Consider the following 15951-nt stretch of genomic DNA (forward strand, 5'->3'; position numbering starts at 1 on the left):
TCGCGCTTTCCGCACGGAACAGCGGGAATTTTCCTCCCTATTCCACCAGTTCGGTGGGAGATAGCAAGATGGGACATTGCCTGCCGCGCCGGGAAAACGCACTCTGCTGGGAAGAACGACACCAGCATCCGCCGGGAGTGATCCGGATGACGGCAGACGACGGCCAGGCCGTTGATCATCTGCGGCGACTCGCCGCCCAACTGGAGGCCCACTCCTTCAAGGTGTGCCTCGACGCCCCGGCGGGGCCGCTGCCCCGCCTGCACGTGACCAACCCGATGGTCCCCACCGTGTCCGAGGACGTCCTCGCCGCCCACGAGGAGGACGGCGAATGGTGGTTCTGGCTGTCGTGGGCCGGCCGCATCGGGCACGCCGAGGACATCGCCACGGCCGCGGAGCGCGTGGCCAGTGTGCTGCACGTGGCGCGCCGATAGGTGATTCTTGGCGAGGACATGGGTAACACGTGTTAAGCCCGTGAGAGGAGTGACCTGTGAGAAGGATCCAGATCATCCAGCGGCCGCGGCCGCCCCGTGGACCGGCGCCGCTCGACATGCGGACCCCCTCGGGAAAGATCCTGCCCTTCTAGCCCCGCCGGAGGAAGCCCCCGAGACCTCCCTCGGCCTCCGGCCGGCGTGCCGGAGCGAGCGCCCCACCGGCACACTCCATCCGTGCCGAGGCCGTACCGAGGTCGCGTCCGAGCCCCGCCGGGGCCGTGCCGCGACGCCTCCCCACGGCCGTGCCGCGGGCCTTGCAAGGAGGCTTAAAGCAGGTTGCAGGCGGTCCGGTGAACCTTGGGACCATGAGCAGCCGTCCCTTTCCCGTGAGCGTCAGCGTGGTGGTCCCCGCCCTCAACGAAGCAGCCAACCTCCCACACGTCTTCGCGACCCTGCCCTCGTGGATCGACGAGGTGATCCTCGTCGACGGAAACTCCACCGACGGCACCGTCGCCGTCGCCCGGTCCATCCGTCCCGGCCTGCGCGTGGTCACCCAGACCCGCAGGGGCAAGGGCAACGCCCTCGCCGAGGGGTTCGCCGCCGCCACGGGTGACATCATCGTCATGATCGACGCCGACGGATCCACCGACGGCCATGAGATCTTCGCCTTCGTGACCGCGCTGGTCGAGGGCGCCGACTTCGCCAAGGGCTCCCGTTATGCCCCCGGAGGCGGATCCGACGATCTCAGCCCGCTCCGCTCGCTGGGCAACAGGGCGCTGACCCTGGTCACCAACCGGCTGCACGGCACCCGCTACACCGACCTGTGCTACGGCTACAACGCCTTCTGGGCGCGCCACCTCGACGCCCTGGGCCTCGACTGCGACGGCTTCGAGGTGGAGACCCTGATGAACATCCGCGCGGCCAGGGCCGGGCTGGTGATCCGCGAGGTGCCCAGCCACGAACGCAGCCGCATCCACGGCGTCAGCAACCTGAACGCCGTACGGGACGGCTGGCGGGTGCTCCGCACCATCCTGCGCGAGCACCGCTCGGCCGAGTCCTCGACGCCCGTCCACGCGGCCGCCACGATCTGACCCGCCCTCCCCGGAGCGGAAAACCCTCTTTCCGCCTTGGGTTTGGCTACTCTGCATCTAGACAGGCTAGACAGGGGGTTGCCATGAGCGGGTGGCAGGTCCAGGAGGCGAAACAACGCTTCAGCGAGGTGGTACGGCGCGCGATCGACGAGGGCCCTCAAGTGGTCACCCGGCACGGCGAGGAGGTCGCCGTCGTCATCGACATCGCCGAATACCGACGGCTCAGGGGAGACCTTCCCGATTTCAAGGAGTTCCTCCTCGCCTCGCCGGACTGGGACGACGACATCGAGTTCCCGCGCAGCCGTGACCTTCCCCGAGAGATCGATTTCGACTGATGGGCTCCGGCTACCTGCTCGACACGAACGTGATCTCCGAGCTACGGAAACGAAACAGAGATCCCCAGGTCGGAGAATGGATCGCCGGGACGCACGGACCCACTCTCCACCTCAGCAGCCTCACGGTCGGCGAGATCCGCCGGGGCATCGAGCTCCGGCGGCAGAAGGACCCCGCTCAGGCCACCGTCCTCGAGCGCTGGCTTCACGCCCTTCACCGGCAGTTCGGCGACCGCGTCGTTCCCGTCACCCCGGAGGTGGCCGAGGAGTGGGGGCGGCTGAACGCCGTCCGTCCGCTTCCCGTGGTGGACGGGCTCATCGCCGCGACGGCCAGGGTCAACGGATGGACCCTGGCCACCCGGAACGTCAAGGACTTCACCGGAACGGGGGTGTCGGTGGTCGACCCGTTCGAGCCCTCCGCCTGATCACCGGGGCCCGCCGTACGGCGGCCGGGCGGGGTCAGCAGGTGGTGGCCTCCAGGGCCTCGGTGACGGAGGGGAAGATCTCGAAGACCTGGGTGAGCCCGGCGAGGTTGAGCCGCCGGGCCAGGTTGCCCTGGATGCCTGTGAGGATGAGCCGGAACCCCCTGACCTGTCCGTTGTGCCGTGCCTGAAGCAACTCGCCGATGCCGGAGGAGTCGCAGAAGGTCAGGGCGGACAGGTCGAGGATGACGGTCTTCGACGGCGCGGCGCGCCAGACCTTGCTCAGCTCGGCCCGCAGGATCGGCGTGTGGTAATGATCCAGTTCGCCGCTGGCCTGCACGACGATCGTCGAACCGTGCAGTCCTGACGTCGCCGTGAAACTGGGCTCCGGCTCATTACCCACGAACATGATCAACCTTCTACAGCGGCCGTTCTCAGCCATGCAACTGTCTCATACGGAGCGGACCATCCCGGTGGCACGGCGGTCCGGCGCCCCTCGGCGCCCGGCGTCCCCACCCGGTCTCCGCGTGCGCCCGCGGTGTGGAACGTCCGCGGATCCCGGCCGGGGTCGCCCCTTGTACGACGCCTGTCAATCCCCTTCGGGTGACAGGTGCCCCCCGGCGGGGGGAGTATTCAGGATCCGACCGCCGTCTTGTGGCACGGGGCCGGAGAGCCGCCGGAGGAGCGGGCGAGACCGTGAATCCCCGCAGGTCCCCGCGATGGCGGCGCATCGGGGAGGCGGGCCGGCCGGACCGCGCGACGCGGCCGCGGGGCGAGCGGACGAGGGCCGCCGTGGACGGCGGCGTCTCAGCATGTGAACAAAGGAGGCGAAATTCCCGAGGCGTTGGCGTAGTCTCTCCGAAACTCCACCTAAAAGGGAGTCGGAGATGAAAAGGGTACGAATCGTTCAGAAGCCCCGTCCGCCTCGTACGCCCGCCCCTCTCGACCTGCGCACGCCCTCAGGCCGAAGGCTCCCTTTCTGACGGCTCCCCGCGCCGCCCGCCCCTCGCCCGCAGGAACAGGCGGTTGGCGAACCACAGGACCACCCCCACGGCCAGGAGCGCGCCCGCGCGAAGGTACACCTCGCCTTCGCGGCCCGTGACGGGCAGCGCCAGCACCACGCAGACCACCGCGCCCAGGACGGGCATCCAGCTCGGGGCCCGGTAGTGCGCGTGCTCCACCGGATCCCCGCGCAGGATCAGCACGGCCACGTTGACCAGCGCGAACACGCACAGCAGCAGGAGCACGGTGGTGTCCGCCAGGCCGCTCACGTCACCGGTGACCACCAGCGCCACCGCGATGCCCACGGTGAACAGGATGGCCACCCACGGGGTGGACCTGCGGTGGTGGACGGACGCGAAGACGCCCGGCACGATGCCCTCGCGGGCCATGCCGTACACCAGGCGCGAGGCCATGAGCATGTTGATCAGGGCGGTGTTGCCCACGGCCAGCAGGGCGATGAGCGCGAACAGCTTCGGCGGGAACGCCAGGCCCGCGACCTTGACCACCTCCAGGAGCGGCCCGGTGGACTCGGTCAGGGTCCTGGTGTCCACCAGCATGGTCGCGGTGAAGGCGACGGCCATGTAGATCAGCGCGGCCACGGTGATGCCGCCGAACAACGCCCGGGGGAAGTCCCGCTGGGGGTCGCGGCACTCCTCGGCGAGGTTGACCGAGTCCTCGAAGCCGAGCAGCGAGTAGAAGGCGAGGGCCGTGCCGCCGAGGACGCCGAGGAACGCGCCGTTGACCGGATGGAACTGCACGGCCCTGGCGGGCTCGCCCTCGCCGGAGACCAGCGCGTAGACCCCGATCGCGACGATGACCAGCAGGCCGAACGCCTCGATGATCGTCAGGACCACGTTGACCCGGACCGACTCGGAGATGCCGGCGAAGTTCACCAGCGTGACCAGGCCGAGGAAGATCAGCGCGCCGACGACGGCCGGCAGCGTGACGAACTCGCCCAGGTAGTTGCCGCCGAAGGCGCGGGCCGCCGCGCTCGCCGAGGTGATCCCGCTCATCAGCACGGCGAACGCCACCATGAATGTGACGAAGGGGATGCCGAACGCCTTGTTGGCGTACAGCGCCGCACCGGCCGCCCGGGGGTACTTGCCGACCAGCTCGGCGTAGGCCGTGGCGGTGAGGGCTGCGAGCACGAAGGCGATGAGGAAGGGCAGCCACAGCGCCCCGCCGACGTAGCCGGCCACCTTCCCGACCAGGGCGTATATCCCCGCGCCGAGGATGTCCCCAATCACGAACAGCAACAGCACCTTGCGCCCGATGACCCGCTTCAACGATTGCTTACCGGTTTCGGACCCGACGACAGCCTCAGCCATGCGGCTGCCTTACCCGAAGTCGAGACGGAATCACACTCGGTCACACCGGCCGCTTTTTTCGGCAACCGTGAAGTGCCTTTGAGGACAGCCCCCTAAGGTACACCTGTCACAAAAGGCAAAGAAGGGTAAAAAGTGGTTTCCGTCCTCACCTCCCGCCGTGTCGCCGCCACCGTCGCGGGAGCCGTCCTCCTCTCCCTGTCCGCCGCCTGCGGCGGATCCGCCGACGCGGCGATGTGCGCCGACGCGAAGAAGGCCATGACCGGCTTCCAGACCGACATGGCGGGCGCCGGCCTGGATCTGAAGAACATGACCGCGGTCGCCGAGAAGCACGCCGCGAACCTCAAGGCCATGGCCGCCAAGGCCGACGGCGACCTCGCCTCGGCGCTCAACGACCTGTCCGCGTCCCTCGGCGCCCTCAAGCTCGACGCCGATGACCCGGAGGCCTCCGCCGCCGCCACCCACGACTTCAGCAAGAAGGTCATGGAGGCCAACGCCAAGCTCACCACCACCTGCTCCTGACGCGCACCGCGCCTCCCCCTCTCCCCGAGCTCCCCGGGGAGGCGCGCCGCCGTACGGCCCGAGCGGCCGGGCCGTGACCGGCACCGCATCGGCCGCGCACCGCATCGGCCGCGCACCGCACCGGTCGCGCGCCGTACGTGCCGCGCGAGCGGATCCGTACGGCGCGCACGGCTCAACCCCGCGGCCCCCGCGCCTGCTCGTAGCAGCGGTCGAAGCCCTCCAGCACGGCCGGCCAGGAGCTGCGGACCGGCTCGGTCGCGCGGTTGTGCGCCGTGATCGCCTCGCGCAGCTCGCGGTCGCGCACCAGCCTGGCCACCGCCGCGACCAGGCCGTCGAAGCTCTTGCCCAGCAGCCCCTCCTTGCCGGGCCGCACGAAGTCGGCCACCCCGCTCTGCGCCCGCGCGACCACCGGTACGCCCGCCGCCCTGGCCTCCAGCGCCGCCAGCCCGAACGACTCGCGGGGCGCCGGGGCGACGAACACGTCCGCGGTGGTGAGCAGCTCGCGGATCCGGTCGCGGTCGTAGCGGCCGGGCAGCGACACCCACCCGGTCATGCCGTTGGACCGCAGGTAACGCTCCATCTGGGCGCGCGCCGGGCCGTCCCCGACGATCGTGGCCCGCATCGGCGTGTCCCCGGGGACCTGCGCCCTGGCCTCCTTCAGCAGCCGCAGCAGCCGGACCGGCTGCTTGCGGGGCGCCAGCCGCCCCACCGCGACGACGTGCACCGGCTCGCCGCCGGGCACGCGCCGGGCCGGGCCGGTGGCGCGCCAGCCGGAGACGTCCAGGCCGTTGGAGACGACGTGCACCGGGACGCCCCGGCCGGCCACCGCGCGGATCGGCCGGGCCGCCGCCTCGCTCACCGTGGTGCCCACCAGCCCCCAGCGGTGCCACTCGAACGCCAGCCGCAGGCCGGTGTAGACGGCGCGGGTGACCGGGTCCCACATGCTGTGCACGGTCACCACGGTGGGCAGCCCCAGACGGACGGCCGCGCGGACGCCCATCCAGGCGAACGGCGAGACCGCGCCGGTGTGCACGTGGACCACGTCGGGCCGCCGGGCCCTCATCAGCCGCAGCAGGTGCCCCACTCCGAACGGGTGGACCGGCAGGTCGAAGGGCAGCCTCGCGACGATCCGGTGCACCCCCGGCAGGGGGTCGCCCGGCGTGGCGGTCGCCACCTCGACGTCGTGGCCCGCCTCGCGCTGCGACCGGATCAGATCGGCGACCTGGACCTCGATCCCGCCCAGGCGCGGCAGGTAACAATCGCTGACGTGGAGGATCCTCACCGTGCCAGCGTATCCCCGCGTGAGATCATGCCTGCGTGCCCGTCTGGGGAGGGCCCCATGAGCGGGAGACGGACCGCGCGAACGGAGTGAGGGCGATCAAGACCGTCAGGACAGCCGTGTTCTTCCATGCCCATCCCGATGACGAGGCCCTGCTGACCGCGGGGACCATGGCCATGCTCGCGGCCGAGGGGCACCGGGTGGTCCTCGTGGTGGCGACCTCCGGCGAGCGGGGCCAGGCCGACCTGGAGCCGGGCGAGGCGCTGGGCGCGGCGCGGGTCGCGGAGCTGTACAGGTCGGCGGCGGCGCTGGGCTGCGCCCGCGTGGTGAACCTCGGGTACGGCGACTCCGGGCTGGCGCCCGGCGGCGGGATCGCCGACGACCGCCCGGACAACGCGTTCATCGACGCCGACACCGAGGAGGCCGCCCGGCGGCTCGCGGCGATCCTCGCCGAGGAGGACGCCCACCTGCTGACGACCTACGACCCGGCCGGGGGCTACGGCCACCCCGACCACGTCCAGGTGCACCGGGTCGGCGCCCGGGCCGCGGAGATCGCCGGCACCCCGATCGTGCTGGAGGCCACGGTCAACCGCGACCCGCTGCTCCGGGGCATCCGCCTGATCAGCCGCTTCTACCCGCAGCTCGACATCCGCGCCTTCGAGAGCGCCTACTCCCCCGGCGAGGCGATCACCCACCGGGTGGCCGTGCGGCGCTTCGCCCGCCAGAAGCGGGCCAGCATGGCCGCCCACGCCTCCCAGGCCACCGGGGCCGACACCCGCACGCTGGGCGTGATGCTCAAGGTCCCCCGCCCCCTCTATCGCCTCATCTTCGGCACCGAGTGGTACGTTCAGCGCGGCCTGCCGCCGGGCACGAAGTTGAGGCACCCCTTCGAAGTTCCTTCGAAAGGATGAGCCCCGGACCGGCAGACTGGTTCATGGGGGTGTGATGAAGAACAAGTGGGTCCAGATCGGATTGTCGGCGGTGTCGCTGGCACTGGCCGCCACGCTGGTGCTCTTCCTGCCGGAGATCCTGCAGGCGATGACCGGTGAGCACGTCTCCTGGTCGACGATCGGCGCCCAGTTCGCCAAGCTGAGCTGGCAGACGGTCGCGTTGATGACCGCCGTCTGGCTGGCGAGCCTCCTGGCCTACACGTTCGTGCTGACCGCCTCCCTGCCGAAGCTGACCCACCTTCAGGCGCTGACGCTCAACGCGGGCGGCAGCGCGGTGAGCAACCTGCTGCCGTTCGGCGGCGCCGCCGGGGTCGCGATGACCCTCGCGATGACCAAGGGCTGGGGCTTCCCACTCCGGGCCGTCGTGGTCTCCACCCTGGTCAGCGGCATCTGGAACACCCTCTTCCGGTTCATCCTGCCCGCCGTGGGCATCGTGGCGCTGCTGTTCAGCGGCCACGACCTCAACCCCGCCGTGACCGGCGCGGCCTGGGCGGGCGTGCTGTCCATCCTCATCCTGGTCGCCGTGGTCACCGCCGCCCTCTACTGGGACCGCGCCGCGGCCCTGCTCGGCCGCGCCCTCGACGCCCTGGCCCGGCTGCTCCCGTCGGGGATCCGGCCCGACCGGCACGGGCCGTCGCAGGCGCTGGAGAAGCTGCGCGCCGACACCTCCGAGATCGTCCGGCGCCGCTGGTCCGGGCTGACGCTGGGCATGATCTTCTTCCTCGGGCTGCAGTGGCTGATCCTGGTCTGCTGCCTGCAGGCGACCGGCGCCTACACCGGGCTGGCCCAGTCGGTCGCCGCGTTCGCCCTGTCCAGGGTGCTGACCACCGCCCTGGTGACCCCGAGCGGGGCCGGGATCATGGAGGCCGGCACCGTCGGCGCACTGGTCTTCTTCGGCGCCCCGGTCGATTCGGCGACCGCCGCCGCCCTGCTCTTCGGGTTCTGGACCTACACTGTCGAAATCCCCTTCGGCGGCCTGGCGCTCGGCGCGTGGGCGCTCCTGCGCCGGCGTGAGAACGCCGCCCCGGCCCGCGAGGAGGAGCCGGTCCGCCGTTAGGAGAAAAGACCTTGTGCGCGATTCGAAGGCACGCATAGCGTGGCGCCTGACATGGTGGCGTTCCGGGTTCTCGGGCCGGTCGAGGCGCATTCGGATGATGACGAGCTCGACCTCGGCGGGCTGCGCCAGCGCGCCGTCCTCGCCCGGCTGCTCGTGGCGCGCGGGCAGGTCGTCCCGGTCGACTCGCTGCTGTACGACCTGTGGGACGACGACGGCGCCCGCGGCGCCCAGGCCAACCTCCAGGTGTACGTCTCCAGGCTGCGGCGGGTCCTGGAGCCCGGCCGCCCGCGCGGGGGCCCCAACCGGCTGCTGGTGACCGTCGCCTCGGGATACGCCCTGCGGGCCGGCCCCGACCAGGTGGACGCCCTGCGGTTCGAGGCACTGGTCCGCACCGCCGGGGAGCAGTTGGAGGGCGACGACCCCGTCTCGGCCCGGGCCCGCCTCTCGAAGGCGCTGGGGCTGTGGCGCGGCACTCCTTACTCCGACTTCGCCGACCAGCCGTGGGCCGAGGCCGAGGTCAACCGGCTGGCCGAGCTGCGCCTGGTGGCGCTGGAACGGCACGCCGACAGCGGCCTGCGCCTGGGCATGCCCGCCGAGTCGGTGCCCGACCTGGAGGCGCTGACCGCGCTGCATCCGCTGCGCGAGGAGGGCTGGCGGCTGCTGGCCCTGGGCCTGTACCGCTGCGGGCGGCAGGGCGACGCGCTCGCCGCGCTGCGCCGGGCCCGCACGATCCTCGCCGACGAGCTGGGCATCGACCCCGGCCCGGCGCTGCGCAAGCTGGAGTCCGACATCCTCGCCCAGGACCCCGGGCTGGAGCTGGCCGTACCGGTCACCCGGCAGCGCGTCGCGGCCCCGGCCGACACCTGGCCGCCCAGGCCCGCGGCGGGCGCGGCCGGTACGGCGGGCGCGGTGGAGCCGCCGCCGCTGGAGACCGAGCCGTTCGTCGGCCGGGACGCCGAGCTGGGCCGACTGACCGCGGCCGCCGCCCGGACCGCCCGCTTCACCGTCTCGCTGGTCGGCGGCGACGCGGGCGCGGGCAAGACCACGCTGGTCCGCCGGCTGGCCGCGCGGCTCGCCGCCGACGGCTGGGTCGCCGCCTCCGGCGCGTGCCCCGACAGCAGCGCCACCCCGCCGGGCTGGGCGTGGGTGGAGATCCTGCGGACACTGGTGGACGCGGCCGGCCCCGGCGAGTACGCCCATCTGCTCGCCCCGCTGCTGGACGACACGGCCCCCGAGCCGGACGACGACCAGGCGTCCGGGGGTTTCCGGCTGCACCGGGCGGTGGGCGGCTACATCGCCGCCGCCGCCCGCGCGACGCCGATCCTGCTGACGCTGGAAGACCTTCACTGGGCCGACGACCAGACCCTGGCGCTTCTGCGCGCGCTGCCGAGCCTGCTGTCCACCAGCCGCGTGCTGCTGGTGGTGACCTGCCGCGACAGCGAGCTGAGCGACCAGCAGGCCGACGTGCTGGCCGCGCTGGCCCGGCTTGGACCGGTCCGGGTCGGCCTGGACGGTCTCGACGCCGAGGCCGTCGCCGAGCTGGTCCGGGCGACCTGCGTGCGCGAGGTCGACGAGGACGCGGTCGGCACCATCGCCGAGCGGACCGGCGGCAACCCCTTCTTCGTCCGGGAGACCGTCCGCCTGCTCGACGCCGAGGCGACGCGCGACCGCGCGACGGCCGCCGAGGTGCTCTCCGGCGTGCCGTCCGGGGTGCGCGACGTGCTGCGGCGGCGGATCTCCCGGCTGCCCGCCACGGCCCAGCAGATCCTGCTGCAGGCCGCGGTGATCGGCCGCGACGTCGACGTCGACGTGCTGGTGGACGTCGCGGGCGACGAGGACGCCGTGGTGGACGCGGTGGAGGCGGCGCTGCTGGCCGGGCTGGTCACCGAGCCGGGGCCCGGCCTGCTGCGGTTCGACCACGACCTGGTCCGCGACACGATCTACTCCGACGCCTCCCGGCTGCGCCGTTCCCGGCTGCACGCCGCGGTGGCCGCGGTGATCGAGCGCAGGAACCCCGGTGACGTGGCGGCGCTGGCCCACCACTACGACGCGGCGGGCACCGTCGAGACGGCGGGCAAGGCGGTCCACTACGCCCGGCTCGCCGCCGCGCAGGCCGAGCGCCGCTTCGCCCACCGCGAGGCCGCCACGCTGTGGGAGCGGGCCGTGGCCGCCTTCGACCGTTCCGGCGCGGCCCACACCCCCGAGACCACCCGCGAGCGGCTGCTGCTCACCCTGAATCTCATCAAGGCGCTGGCGTTGTGCGGGGACATGGCGGCGGCCCGCAGGCGGCGGCGCGAGGCGATGGACGCGGCCCGGCCGCTGGGCGACCTGGAGCTCACCGCCCGGGTGGCGGCCTCGCTGGCCGTACCGCACAAGGGCATGGCCCGCGACTTCACCCGCACCGCGTGGGAGATCGTCGACGTCGCCGAGCAGGCGCTGGTGGAGCTGCCGGCCGCCGAGCAGTCGCTGCGGGCGAGCCTGCTGGCCACGCTCGCGCTGGAGCTGGAGGGCTCGGCCACGCCGCGCGGCGAGCAGGCGTCGCTGGAGGCCGAGGAGCTGGCCCGGCGGACCGGCGACCCGGCGCTGCTGGCGACCGCGCTGAGCGGGCGGCTGCGCCAGTCCTACGGCATCACCCCGGTCGGCGAGCGCGAGGTCATCGGCCGGGAACTGCTGGAGGTCGGCGAGGCGAGCGGGCAGGTCTCGGTCCAGGCCCTGGCCCACCTGGTGCTGATGGAGTGCGCCGCCGCGCAGGGCGCGTTCGCCGAGGCCGACGCGCACGTCGCCGCCGCCGAGCGGCTGGCCAGGCGGTACGGCCTGCCCGCCCCGGCCGCCGTGGGCGCCTGGTACGCCGGGCAGCGCCTGATGATCGCCGGTGACTTCGCGGGCGCGGAGCGCGCCTACCGCGACGCGGCGCGGCTGACCGCGCGGGCCGGGATGCTGGAGGGCCGTCAGGACCTGCCGCTGATCACCGCGTTCTGCCTGCGCCTGGTGAACGGCCGGGCCGCCGAGATGGTGGAGTCCCTGGCCGAGGCCCACCAGCGCGGGGCCAAGTGGACCACCGACGCCTACGCGGTGGCGCTGGCCTCGGCCGGGCACCCCCTCGACGCCAGGGCGGTCATCGCGGTGAAGACGCCGGTGCGGCCCGACTTCCTCTACGAGCTGGCGATGATCTGGCGGGCGCTGGCGGGCATGCTGCTGGACGACCGGGAGCGGATGACCGAGGCGTACGACACGCTCAAGCCGTTCTCCGAGCGGATCGCGGGGGCCGGCACCGGCGTGGTGGCGCTGTGGCCGGTGGCGCTGACGCTCGGCGATCTGGCGCTGCGGCTCGGTTTCACCGACGCGGTCCGGCCGCACTACGAGAAGGCGCTCGCGGTGGCGCGGCGGGTCGGGGTGACCCGCTGGATCGAGGCGGCGCAGCGGTCGCTCGGCGGCTGACCCGGCAGATCCGCTCCGGACGCCCGTCCGCGGTGACGGCCACCGCGCCCGGCGTGGAACCGGAGTGGCGGGCCGCCGCACCGGGGCCGGAGCCGGCGTGACGGGCCGCCGCGTCCGGAACGGAACCGGAGTGGCGGGCCGCCGCGCCCGGGACGGAGCCGGAGTGGCGGGCCGCCGCGCCCGGGACGGAGCCGGCGTGCTCCACGGTCGTGCCCGCGTATGCCCCGGCGAAGGCGAGGCTCGCCACCAGCAGTCTCGTGACGCTCGCGGTTCCGCTCGCCAGCACCGTGACCCATCCGCTCCGCGGACCCATGACCGCACACCTTCCCCTCTTCGTGTCAGGTGTACGCCTCGACGGTTGATCTCTGCTTGACGCCCGCTTGCAGTGGGTCCGTAGTATCGAACAGGTAAGCCTGACCTAATATCCGACACATCCGGCATGTGCCGGCGATTCAAGCGCGAGGCGGTGTTCACCGGTGCGATCTCCGGCGGCGGGCGTCCCCGACCCCACCTCCGCGGCGCTGTGGGGCCTGCCGCTGTGGCTGTGGGTCGTCCTCGGCGGCATCGGGCTGTTCGGGGTGTTCCAGGTCTACTACTGGGTGGGCCACCGTCTCGGCTCCCGGCTCTACGCCTCCCGGCTGGGCCGCAGGCTCGGCCAGGACAACATCCGCCGGGTGGAGAACGCCGTCCGGAGATGGGGGGCGCTCGCCGTCTACGGCTGCTTCTGGGTCCCCGGGCTGCGGCACACGCTGCCCTGGACCGCCGGGGTGCTGCGGATCTCCTACCCCTGGTACGTCGTGGCCAGCGCGCTCGGCTGCCTGACCTGGGTGCCGGTGACGTCCTTCGGCCTGTACTCGATGATCTGGGGCTGGCTCCGGCTGGCCGCGCGGTCGCCCGCGCTGGCGGCCGGGGTCGCGGTCGTGGTCGTCGCCGCCGTCGCCGTCCTCGTCCTGCGGCGCCGCCGTCGCCGTCGCCGCGAGGCCGAGCGGCGTCCCGAGGACACCCTGACCACCGCCTGAGGCCGCCGCCCGGTCAGGGAGCCCCGCGGGAAAGGCCACCGGGACCCCGCCGGGAGAACACCGGGACCCTGCGGGGAGAACGCCGGGGCCTGCCGGGAGAACGCCGGACCCCGTGGGGAGAACGCCGGGGGACACCGGGCCCGCGGGAGGCCGCCGGGAAGACGTCTCACCCGGAAAACGGTCAAGGGTCGTGTGCCGGAGGCCGGTTCTGTCACCATGATCCCATGCAGATCGGGGGAATCCGCCTCGGCGCGTGCGCCGCCCTTGCCGCCCTTGCCGTCTTCGGCACCGGCCTGTCCGCGCCCGCCCACGCCCACCCGGCGCCCGCCGCCGCGCGGGCCGGCCACGCCGCGCCGGCGGTCACCGGCGTCCCCGGTACGGCGGGCTCCGCCGTACCGGCCCTGCCCACCGGGGCGGACGGGCTCGCGGGCGCGGCGGCCCGGCCGGTCGCCGGCCGCACCGCGCCGGCGGTCACCGGGAAGGCCGCCTACCTCTTCGACGCGGCCACCGGGACGGCCTACTTCGGCAAGCAGGCGGGCAGGCGGCTGCCGGTCGCCAGCCTGACCAAGGTCATGACCGCCTATGTCGTGCTGCGGCAGGCGAGCCTCGACACCGTCGTCAGGATCGACGCCTCGGACGTGCGGCACGCGCGGGCCAACGACGCGACCTCGGCGGGGCTGCGGGCCGGTGAGCGCCTGACCGTCAGGGACCTGCTCTACGGCGTGATGCTCCCCTCGGGGGCGGACGCCTCCCACGCCCTGGCCCGCGTCTACGGGCCGGGCGCCACCCGTTTCACGGCCAGGATGAACGCCGCCGCGCGCGCCCTCGGCCTGTCGCTGACCCGCTACGCCAACCCCGACGGACTGCCCGAGCCGGGCGGCGGCTACTCCACCGCCATCGACCAGGCCAAGCTGGCCCGGGTGGCGCTGAACGACCCGGTGCTGCGGACCATCGCCTCCACCAGGCGCCACGTCGTGCGGGCGTCGAAGCTGCACCGGGCGCACACCTGGACCAACAGCAACAAACTGCTCGGCAAGACCCCTGGGGCGCTGGGCGTCAAGACCGGCTACACCCGGGCCGCCGGGTACTGCCTGTCGTTCGCCGCCGACCGCGACGGCCGCCTGCTGATCGGCGTCGTCCTGGGCGAGTCGAGCTCCGACCGGCGGTTCAGGAGCGCCGACCGGCTGCTGGACTGGGCGGCCGGGCAGGCCGCGGAGCCGCCGGACGTGGGCGCCGGGACCGTCCGGAACCTCTGAGGGCGCGTCCGCGCGGGTCTCAGAAGGGCACGGGTTCGGCGTCTGAGGGCGCGTCCGCGCGGGTCTCAGAAGGGCACGGGTTCGGCGTCGCCCTCGCGGCGGCGCTGCGCGGCGCGGGCGCGCAGCACGGCGTCGAGCAGGCCGGGGAAGAGCTCGTCGAGGTCGCGGCGGCGCAGCGCGTTCATCTTCGCGGTGCCGCGGTAGACCTGGCTGATCACCCCGGCCTCGCGGAGCACCCGGAAGTGGTGGGTGCTGGTCGACTTGCTGACCACCAGGTCGATCGCCGAGCACGGGGCGCCCTCATCGTCCACCCCGGACAGGAAGGCCACCACCCGCAGCCGCATCGGGTCGGACAGCGCGTGCAACACGGCCTCCAGCCGGATGTCCTCGCGGCGGGGGTGATCGAGAGCCCTGTCGGACGTGACCCGCATGACGACTCCTTCCCTCGGGATCACCCGATTGTACGAGAATCATCGTAGTTTGACATACCTCGTACTACGAGGTTTATCGTACAAGGGTGCCCGGACGGCGAGACCCCCGCTCCCGGCACGGAGTGCCCGGAGCGGGACGACCCCGCACGACGACGAAGGAGCAAGGCCGTGAGCGCGCTGTTCGAACCCCTCACCCTGCGGGGACTGACGATCCCCAACCGCGTCTGGATGGCGCCGATGTGCCAGTACTCGGCGGAGGCCGAGGGCCCCGAGCAGGGCGTTCCGCACGACTGGCACTTCTCGCACCTCGCCGCCCGGGCGGTGGGCGGGACCGGCCTGATCATCACCGAGGCCACGGCCGTCACACCCGAGGGCCGCATCTCCCCCTTCGACCTCGGCATCTGGAACGACCGCCAGGTGGAGGGGTTCGCCCGCATCACCCGCTTCCTGAAGGAGCACGGGACCGTTCCCGGCATCCAGCTCGCGCACGCCGGCCGCAAGGCGTCCACCGACGCCACCTGGCACGGCGGCGGCCCACTCGGCCCCGACCGGTACGGCTGGCAGCCCGTCGCGCCGAGCCCGCTGCCCTTCACCGACCACCACCCGGCCCCGGAGGAGCTGAGCGTCGAGGAGATCGGGCGGCTCGTCGAGGGATTCGCCGCCGCGGCCCGGCGGGCGCTGACCGCCGGCTTCCAGGTGGCGGAGGTGCACGGCGCGCACGGCTACCTGATCAACGAGTTCCTGTCGCCGCACACCAACCGCCGCACCGACGCCTACGGCGGCTCCTTCGAGGGCCGCACCCGGTTCGCCCTGGAGGTCGTGGACGCCGTGCGCGCGGTGTGGCCGGAGGAACTGCCGGTCCTCTTCCGCGTCTCGGCGACCGACTGGCTGACCGAGAACCCCGAGGACGGCCGCGAGGGCTGGACCGCCGACGACACCGTACGGCTGGCCAAGGAGCTGCTCTCCCACGGCGTCGACCTGCTGGACACCTCGACCGGCGGCAACGCCCCCGGGGCGCGCATCCCGACCGGCCCCGGTTACCAGGTGCCGTTCGCCGCCCGGGTGAAGGCCGAGACGGACCTACCCGTGGCGGCCGTCGGGGAGATCACCGAACCCCGGCAGGCGGAGGAGATCATCGCCTCCGGCCAGGCCGACGCCGTACTGCTCGGCCGGGAGCTGCTGCGCACGCCGTACTGGCCGAACCTCGCCGCTCGCGAACTCCGCGGGCTCGGGGCCGAGCCCCGCTGGCCGGACCAGTACCACCGGGCGGTCTGACCCACAGTTCCCTATATTCCAGATATAAGCGCATTAATATTCAAATAACGCCTTACGCTTATTTATTTCTTATTTATGCGCACCCTATGGCCTTTGCCGAAGCATAGGTCCTTTGCGGTTT

Annotated in this window: 15 protein-coding genes; 11 read left to right on the plus strand and 4 right to left on the minus strand. The window is 72.8% G+C overall.

The genetic code is table 11. From position 1 onward, the window contains the following. The first annotated feature begins 146 nt into the window (after nucleotides 1-146). The 4 genes from IEZ10_RS15505 (at nucleotide 147) to IEZ10_RS15520 (ending at nucleotide 2279) form a co-directional block, all read left to right on the plus strand. Entirely contained in the window at nucleotides 147-431 is a 285-nt protein-coding gene (locus tag IEZ10_RS15505; protein WP_189247210.1) for a hypothetical protein, read from the plus strand. Nucleotides 432-796: 365 nt separating this feature from the next. Next, a complete protein-coding gene (locus IEZ10_RS15510) occupies nucleotides 797-1522 on the plus strand; it encodes a glycosyltransferase family 2 protein (RefSeq protein ID WP_189247211.1) in 726 nt (241 codons plus the stop codon). An 83-nt stretch (nucleotides 1523-1605) separates the two neighbouring features. Then, nucleotides 1606-1857 carry a type II toxin-antitoxin system Phd/YefM family antitoxin gene (locus IEZ10_RS15515; RefSeq protein ID WP_189247212.1) on the plus strand — a complete coding sequence of 84 codons (252 nt, stop codon included), beginning with the start codon at nucleotides 1606-1608 and terminating at the stop codon, nucleotides 1855-1857. Beyond that, nucleotides 1857-2279: a type II toxin-antitoxin system VapC family toxin gene (locus IEZ10_RS15520; RefSeq protein WP_189247213.1), complete on the plus strand. Its 423-nt coding sequence runs from the start codon at nucleotides 1857-1859 to the stop codon at nucleotides 2277-2279. Before IEZ10_RS15515 ends, IEZ10_RS15520 begins: the two co-directional genes overlap by 1 nt. Nucleotides 2280-2313: 34 nt before the next feature. Here the strand turns inward: IEZ10_RS15520 and IEZ10_RS15525 are convergent, their stop codons facing one another. After that, nucleotides 2314-2685 carry an STAS domain-containing protein gene (locus tag IEZ10_RS15525; RefSeq protein ID WP_189247214.1) on the minus strand — a complete coding sequence of 124 codons (372 nt, stop codon included), beginning with the start codon at nucleotides 2683-2685 and terminating at the stop codon, nucleotides 2314-2316. Nucleotides 2686-3235: 550 nt separating this feature from the next. After that, complete coding sequence (locus tag IEZ10_RS15530) at nucleotides 3236-4606, minus strand: APC family permease (RefSeq protein ID WP_189247215.1); 1371 nt, start codon at nucleotides 4604-4606, stop codon at nucleotides 3236-3238. A gap of 132 nt (nucleotides 4607-4738) precedes the next feature. Between IEZ10_RS15530 and IEZ10_RS15535 the strand changes: the two genes are divergently transcribed. Continuing rightward, nucleotides 4739-5125, plus strand: coding sequence for a DUF8711 family protein (locus IEZ10_RS15535; protein ID WP_189247216.1), 387 nt, complete (start codon nucleotides 4739-4741; stop codon nucleotides 5123-5125). Between the two features lie 172 nt (nucleotides 5126-5297). Here IEZ10_RS15535 and IEZ10_RS15540 read toward each other — a convergent pair whose 3' ends face one another. After that, nucleotides 5298-6407 carry a glycosyltransferase family 4 protein gene (locus IEZ10_RS15540; protein WP_189247217.1) on the minus strand — a complete coding sequence of 370 codons (1110 nt, stop codon included), beginning with the start codon at nucleotides 6405-6407 and terminating at the stop codon, nucleotides 5298-5300. 35 nt (nucleotides 6408-6442) lie between these two features. Here IEZ10_RS15540 and IEZ10_RS15545 point away from each other — a divergent pair, with 35 nt between their 5' ends. The 5 genes from IEZ10_RS15545 to IEZ10_RS15565 all read left to right on the plus strand — a co-directional run bounded on the left by IEZ10_RS15545 (nucleotide 6443) and on the right by IEZ10_RS15565 (nucleotide 14124). Next, a complete protein-coding gene (locus IEZ10_RS15545) occupies nucleotides 6443-7315 on the plus strand; it encodes a PIG-L deacetylase family protein (protein WP_229811302.1) in 873 nt (290 codons plus the stop codon). Nucleotides 7316-7349: 34 nt separating this feature from the next. Beyond that, nucleotides 7350-8411, plus strand: coding sequence for a lysylphosphatidylglycerol synthase transmembrane domain-containing protein (locus IEZ10_RS15550; RefSeq protein ID WP_189247218.1), 1062 nt, complete (start codon nucleotides 7350-7352; stop codon nucleotides 8409-8411). A 39-nt stretch (nucleotides 8412-8450) separates the two neighbouring features. Beyond that, entirely contained in the window at nucleotides 8451-11849 is a 3399-nt protein-coding gene (locus IEZ10_RS15555) for an ATP-binding protein (protein WP_229811303.1), read from the plus strand. Between the two features lie 476 nt (nucleotides 11850-12325). After that, the gene (locus IEZ10_RS15560) at nucleotides 12326-12868 is read left to right on the plus strand and encodes a DedA family protein (RefSeq protein ID WP_189247219.1); all 543 of its coding nucleotides are present in this window, start codon (nucleotides 12326-12328) and stop codon (nucleotides 12866-12868) included. A gap of 224 nt (nucleotides 12869-13092) precedes the next feature. Beyond that, entirely contained in the window at nucleotides 13093-14124 is a 1032-nt protein-coding gene (locus IEZ10_RS15565; protein ID WP_189247220.1) for a D-alanyl-D-alanine carboxypeptidase family protein, read from the plus strand. Between the two features lie 65 nt (nucleotides 14125-14189). On the opposite strand, the gene IEZ10_RS15570 is transcribed toward IEZ10_RS15565, so the two are convergent. Further along, nucleotides 14190-14555, minus strand: coding sequence for an ArsR/SmtB family transcription factor (locus tag IEZ10_RS15570; RefSeq protein ID WP_189247221.1), 366 nt, complete (start codon nucleotides 14553-14555; stop codon nucleotides 14190-14192). Between the two features lie 168 nt (nucleotides 14556-14723). On the opposite strand from IEZ10_RS15570, the gene IEZ10_RS15575 reads away from it, so the two are divergent. Continuing rightward, nucleotides 14724-15830 carry an NADH:flavin oxidoreductase/NADH oxidase gene (locus IEZ10_RS15575; protein WP_189247222.1) on the plus strand — a complete coding sequence of 369 codons (1107 nt, stop codon included), beginning with the start codon at nucleotides 14724-14726 and terminating at the stop codon, nucleotides 15828-15830. The last annotated feature ends 121 nt before the right edge of the window (nucleotides 15831-15951 follow it).

It is taken from the genome of Streptosporangium pseudovulgare (assembly GCF_014648055.1).
In the GTDB taxonomy this organism is placed as follows: domain Bacteria; phylum Actinomycetota; class Actinomycetes; order Streptosporangiales; family Streptosporangiaceae; genus Streptosporangium; species Streptosporangium pseudovulgare.

Coding starts and splice junctions, on each gene's coding strand:
- IEZ10_RS15505 (WP_189247210.1), top strand. CDS start 147: ATGACGGCAGACGACGGCCAGGCCGTTGATCATCTGCGGCGACTCGCC.
- IEZ10_RS15510 (WP_189247211.1), top strand. CDS start 797: ATGAGCAGCCGTCCCTTTCCCGTGAGCGTCAGCGTGGTGGTCCCCGCC.
- IEZ10_RS15515 (WP_189247212.1), top strand. CDS start 1,606: ATGAGCGGGTGGCAGGTCCAGGAGGCGAAACAACGCTTCAGCGAGGTG.
- IEZ10_RS15520 (WP_189247213.1), top strand. CDS start 1,857: ATGGGCTCCGGCTACCTGCTCGACACGAACGTGATCTCCGAGCTACGG.
- IEZ10_RS15525 (WP_189247214.1), bottom strand. CDS start 2,685: ATGTTCGTGGGTAATGAGCCGGAGCCCAGTTTCACGGCGACGTCAGGA.
- IEZ10_RS15530 (WP_189247215.1), bottom strand. CDS start 4,606: ATGGCTGAGGCTGTCGTCGGGTCCGAAACCGGTAAGCAATCGTTGAAG.
- IEZ10_RS15550 (WP_189247218.1), top strand. CDS start 7,350: ATGAAGAACAAGTGGGTCCAGATCGGATTGTCGGCGGTGTCGCTGGCA.
- IEZ10_RS15565 (WP_189247220.1), top strand. CDS start 13,093: ATGCAGATCGGGGGAATCCGCCTCGGCGCGTGCGCCGCCCTTGCCGCC.
- IEZ10_RS15570 (WP_189247221.1), bottom strand. CDS start 14,555: ATGCGGGTCACGTCCGACAGGGCTCTCGATCACCCCCGCCGCGAGGAC.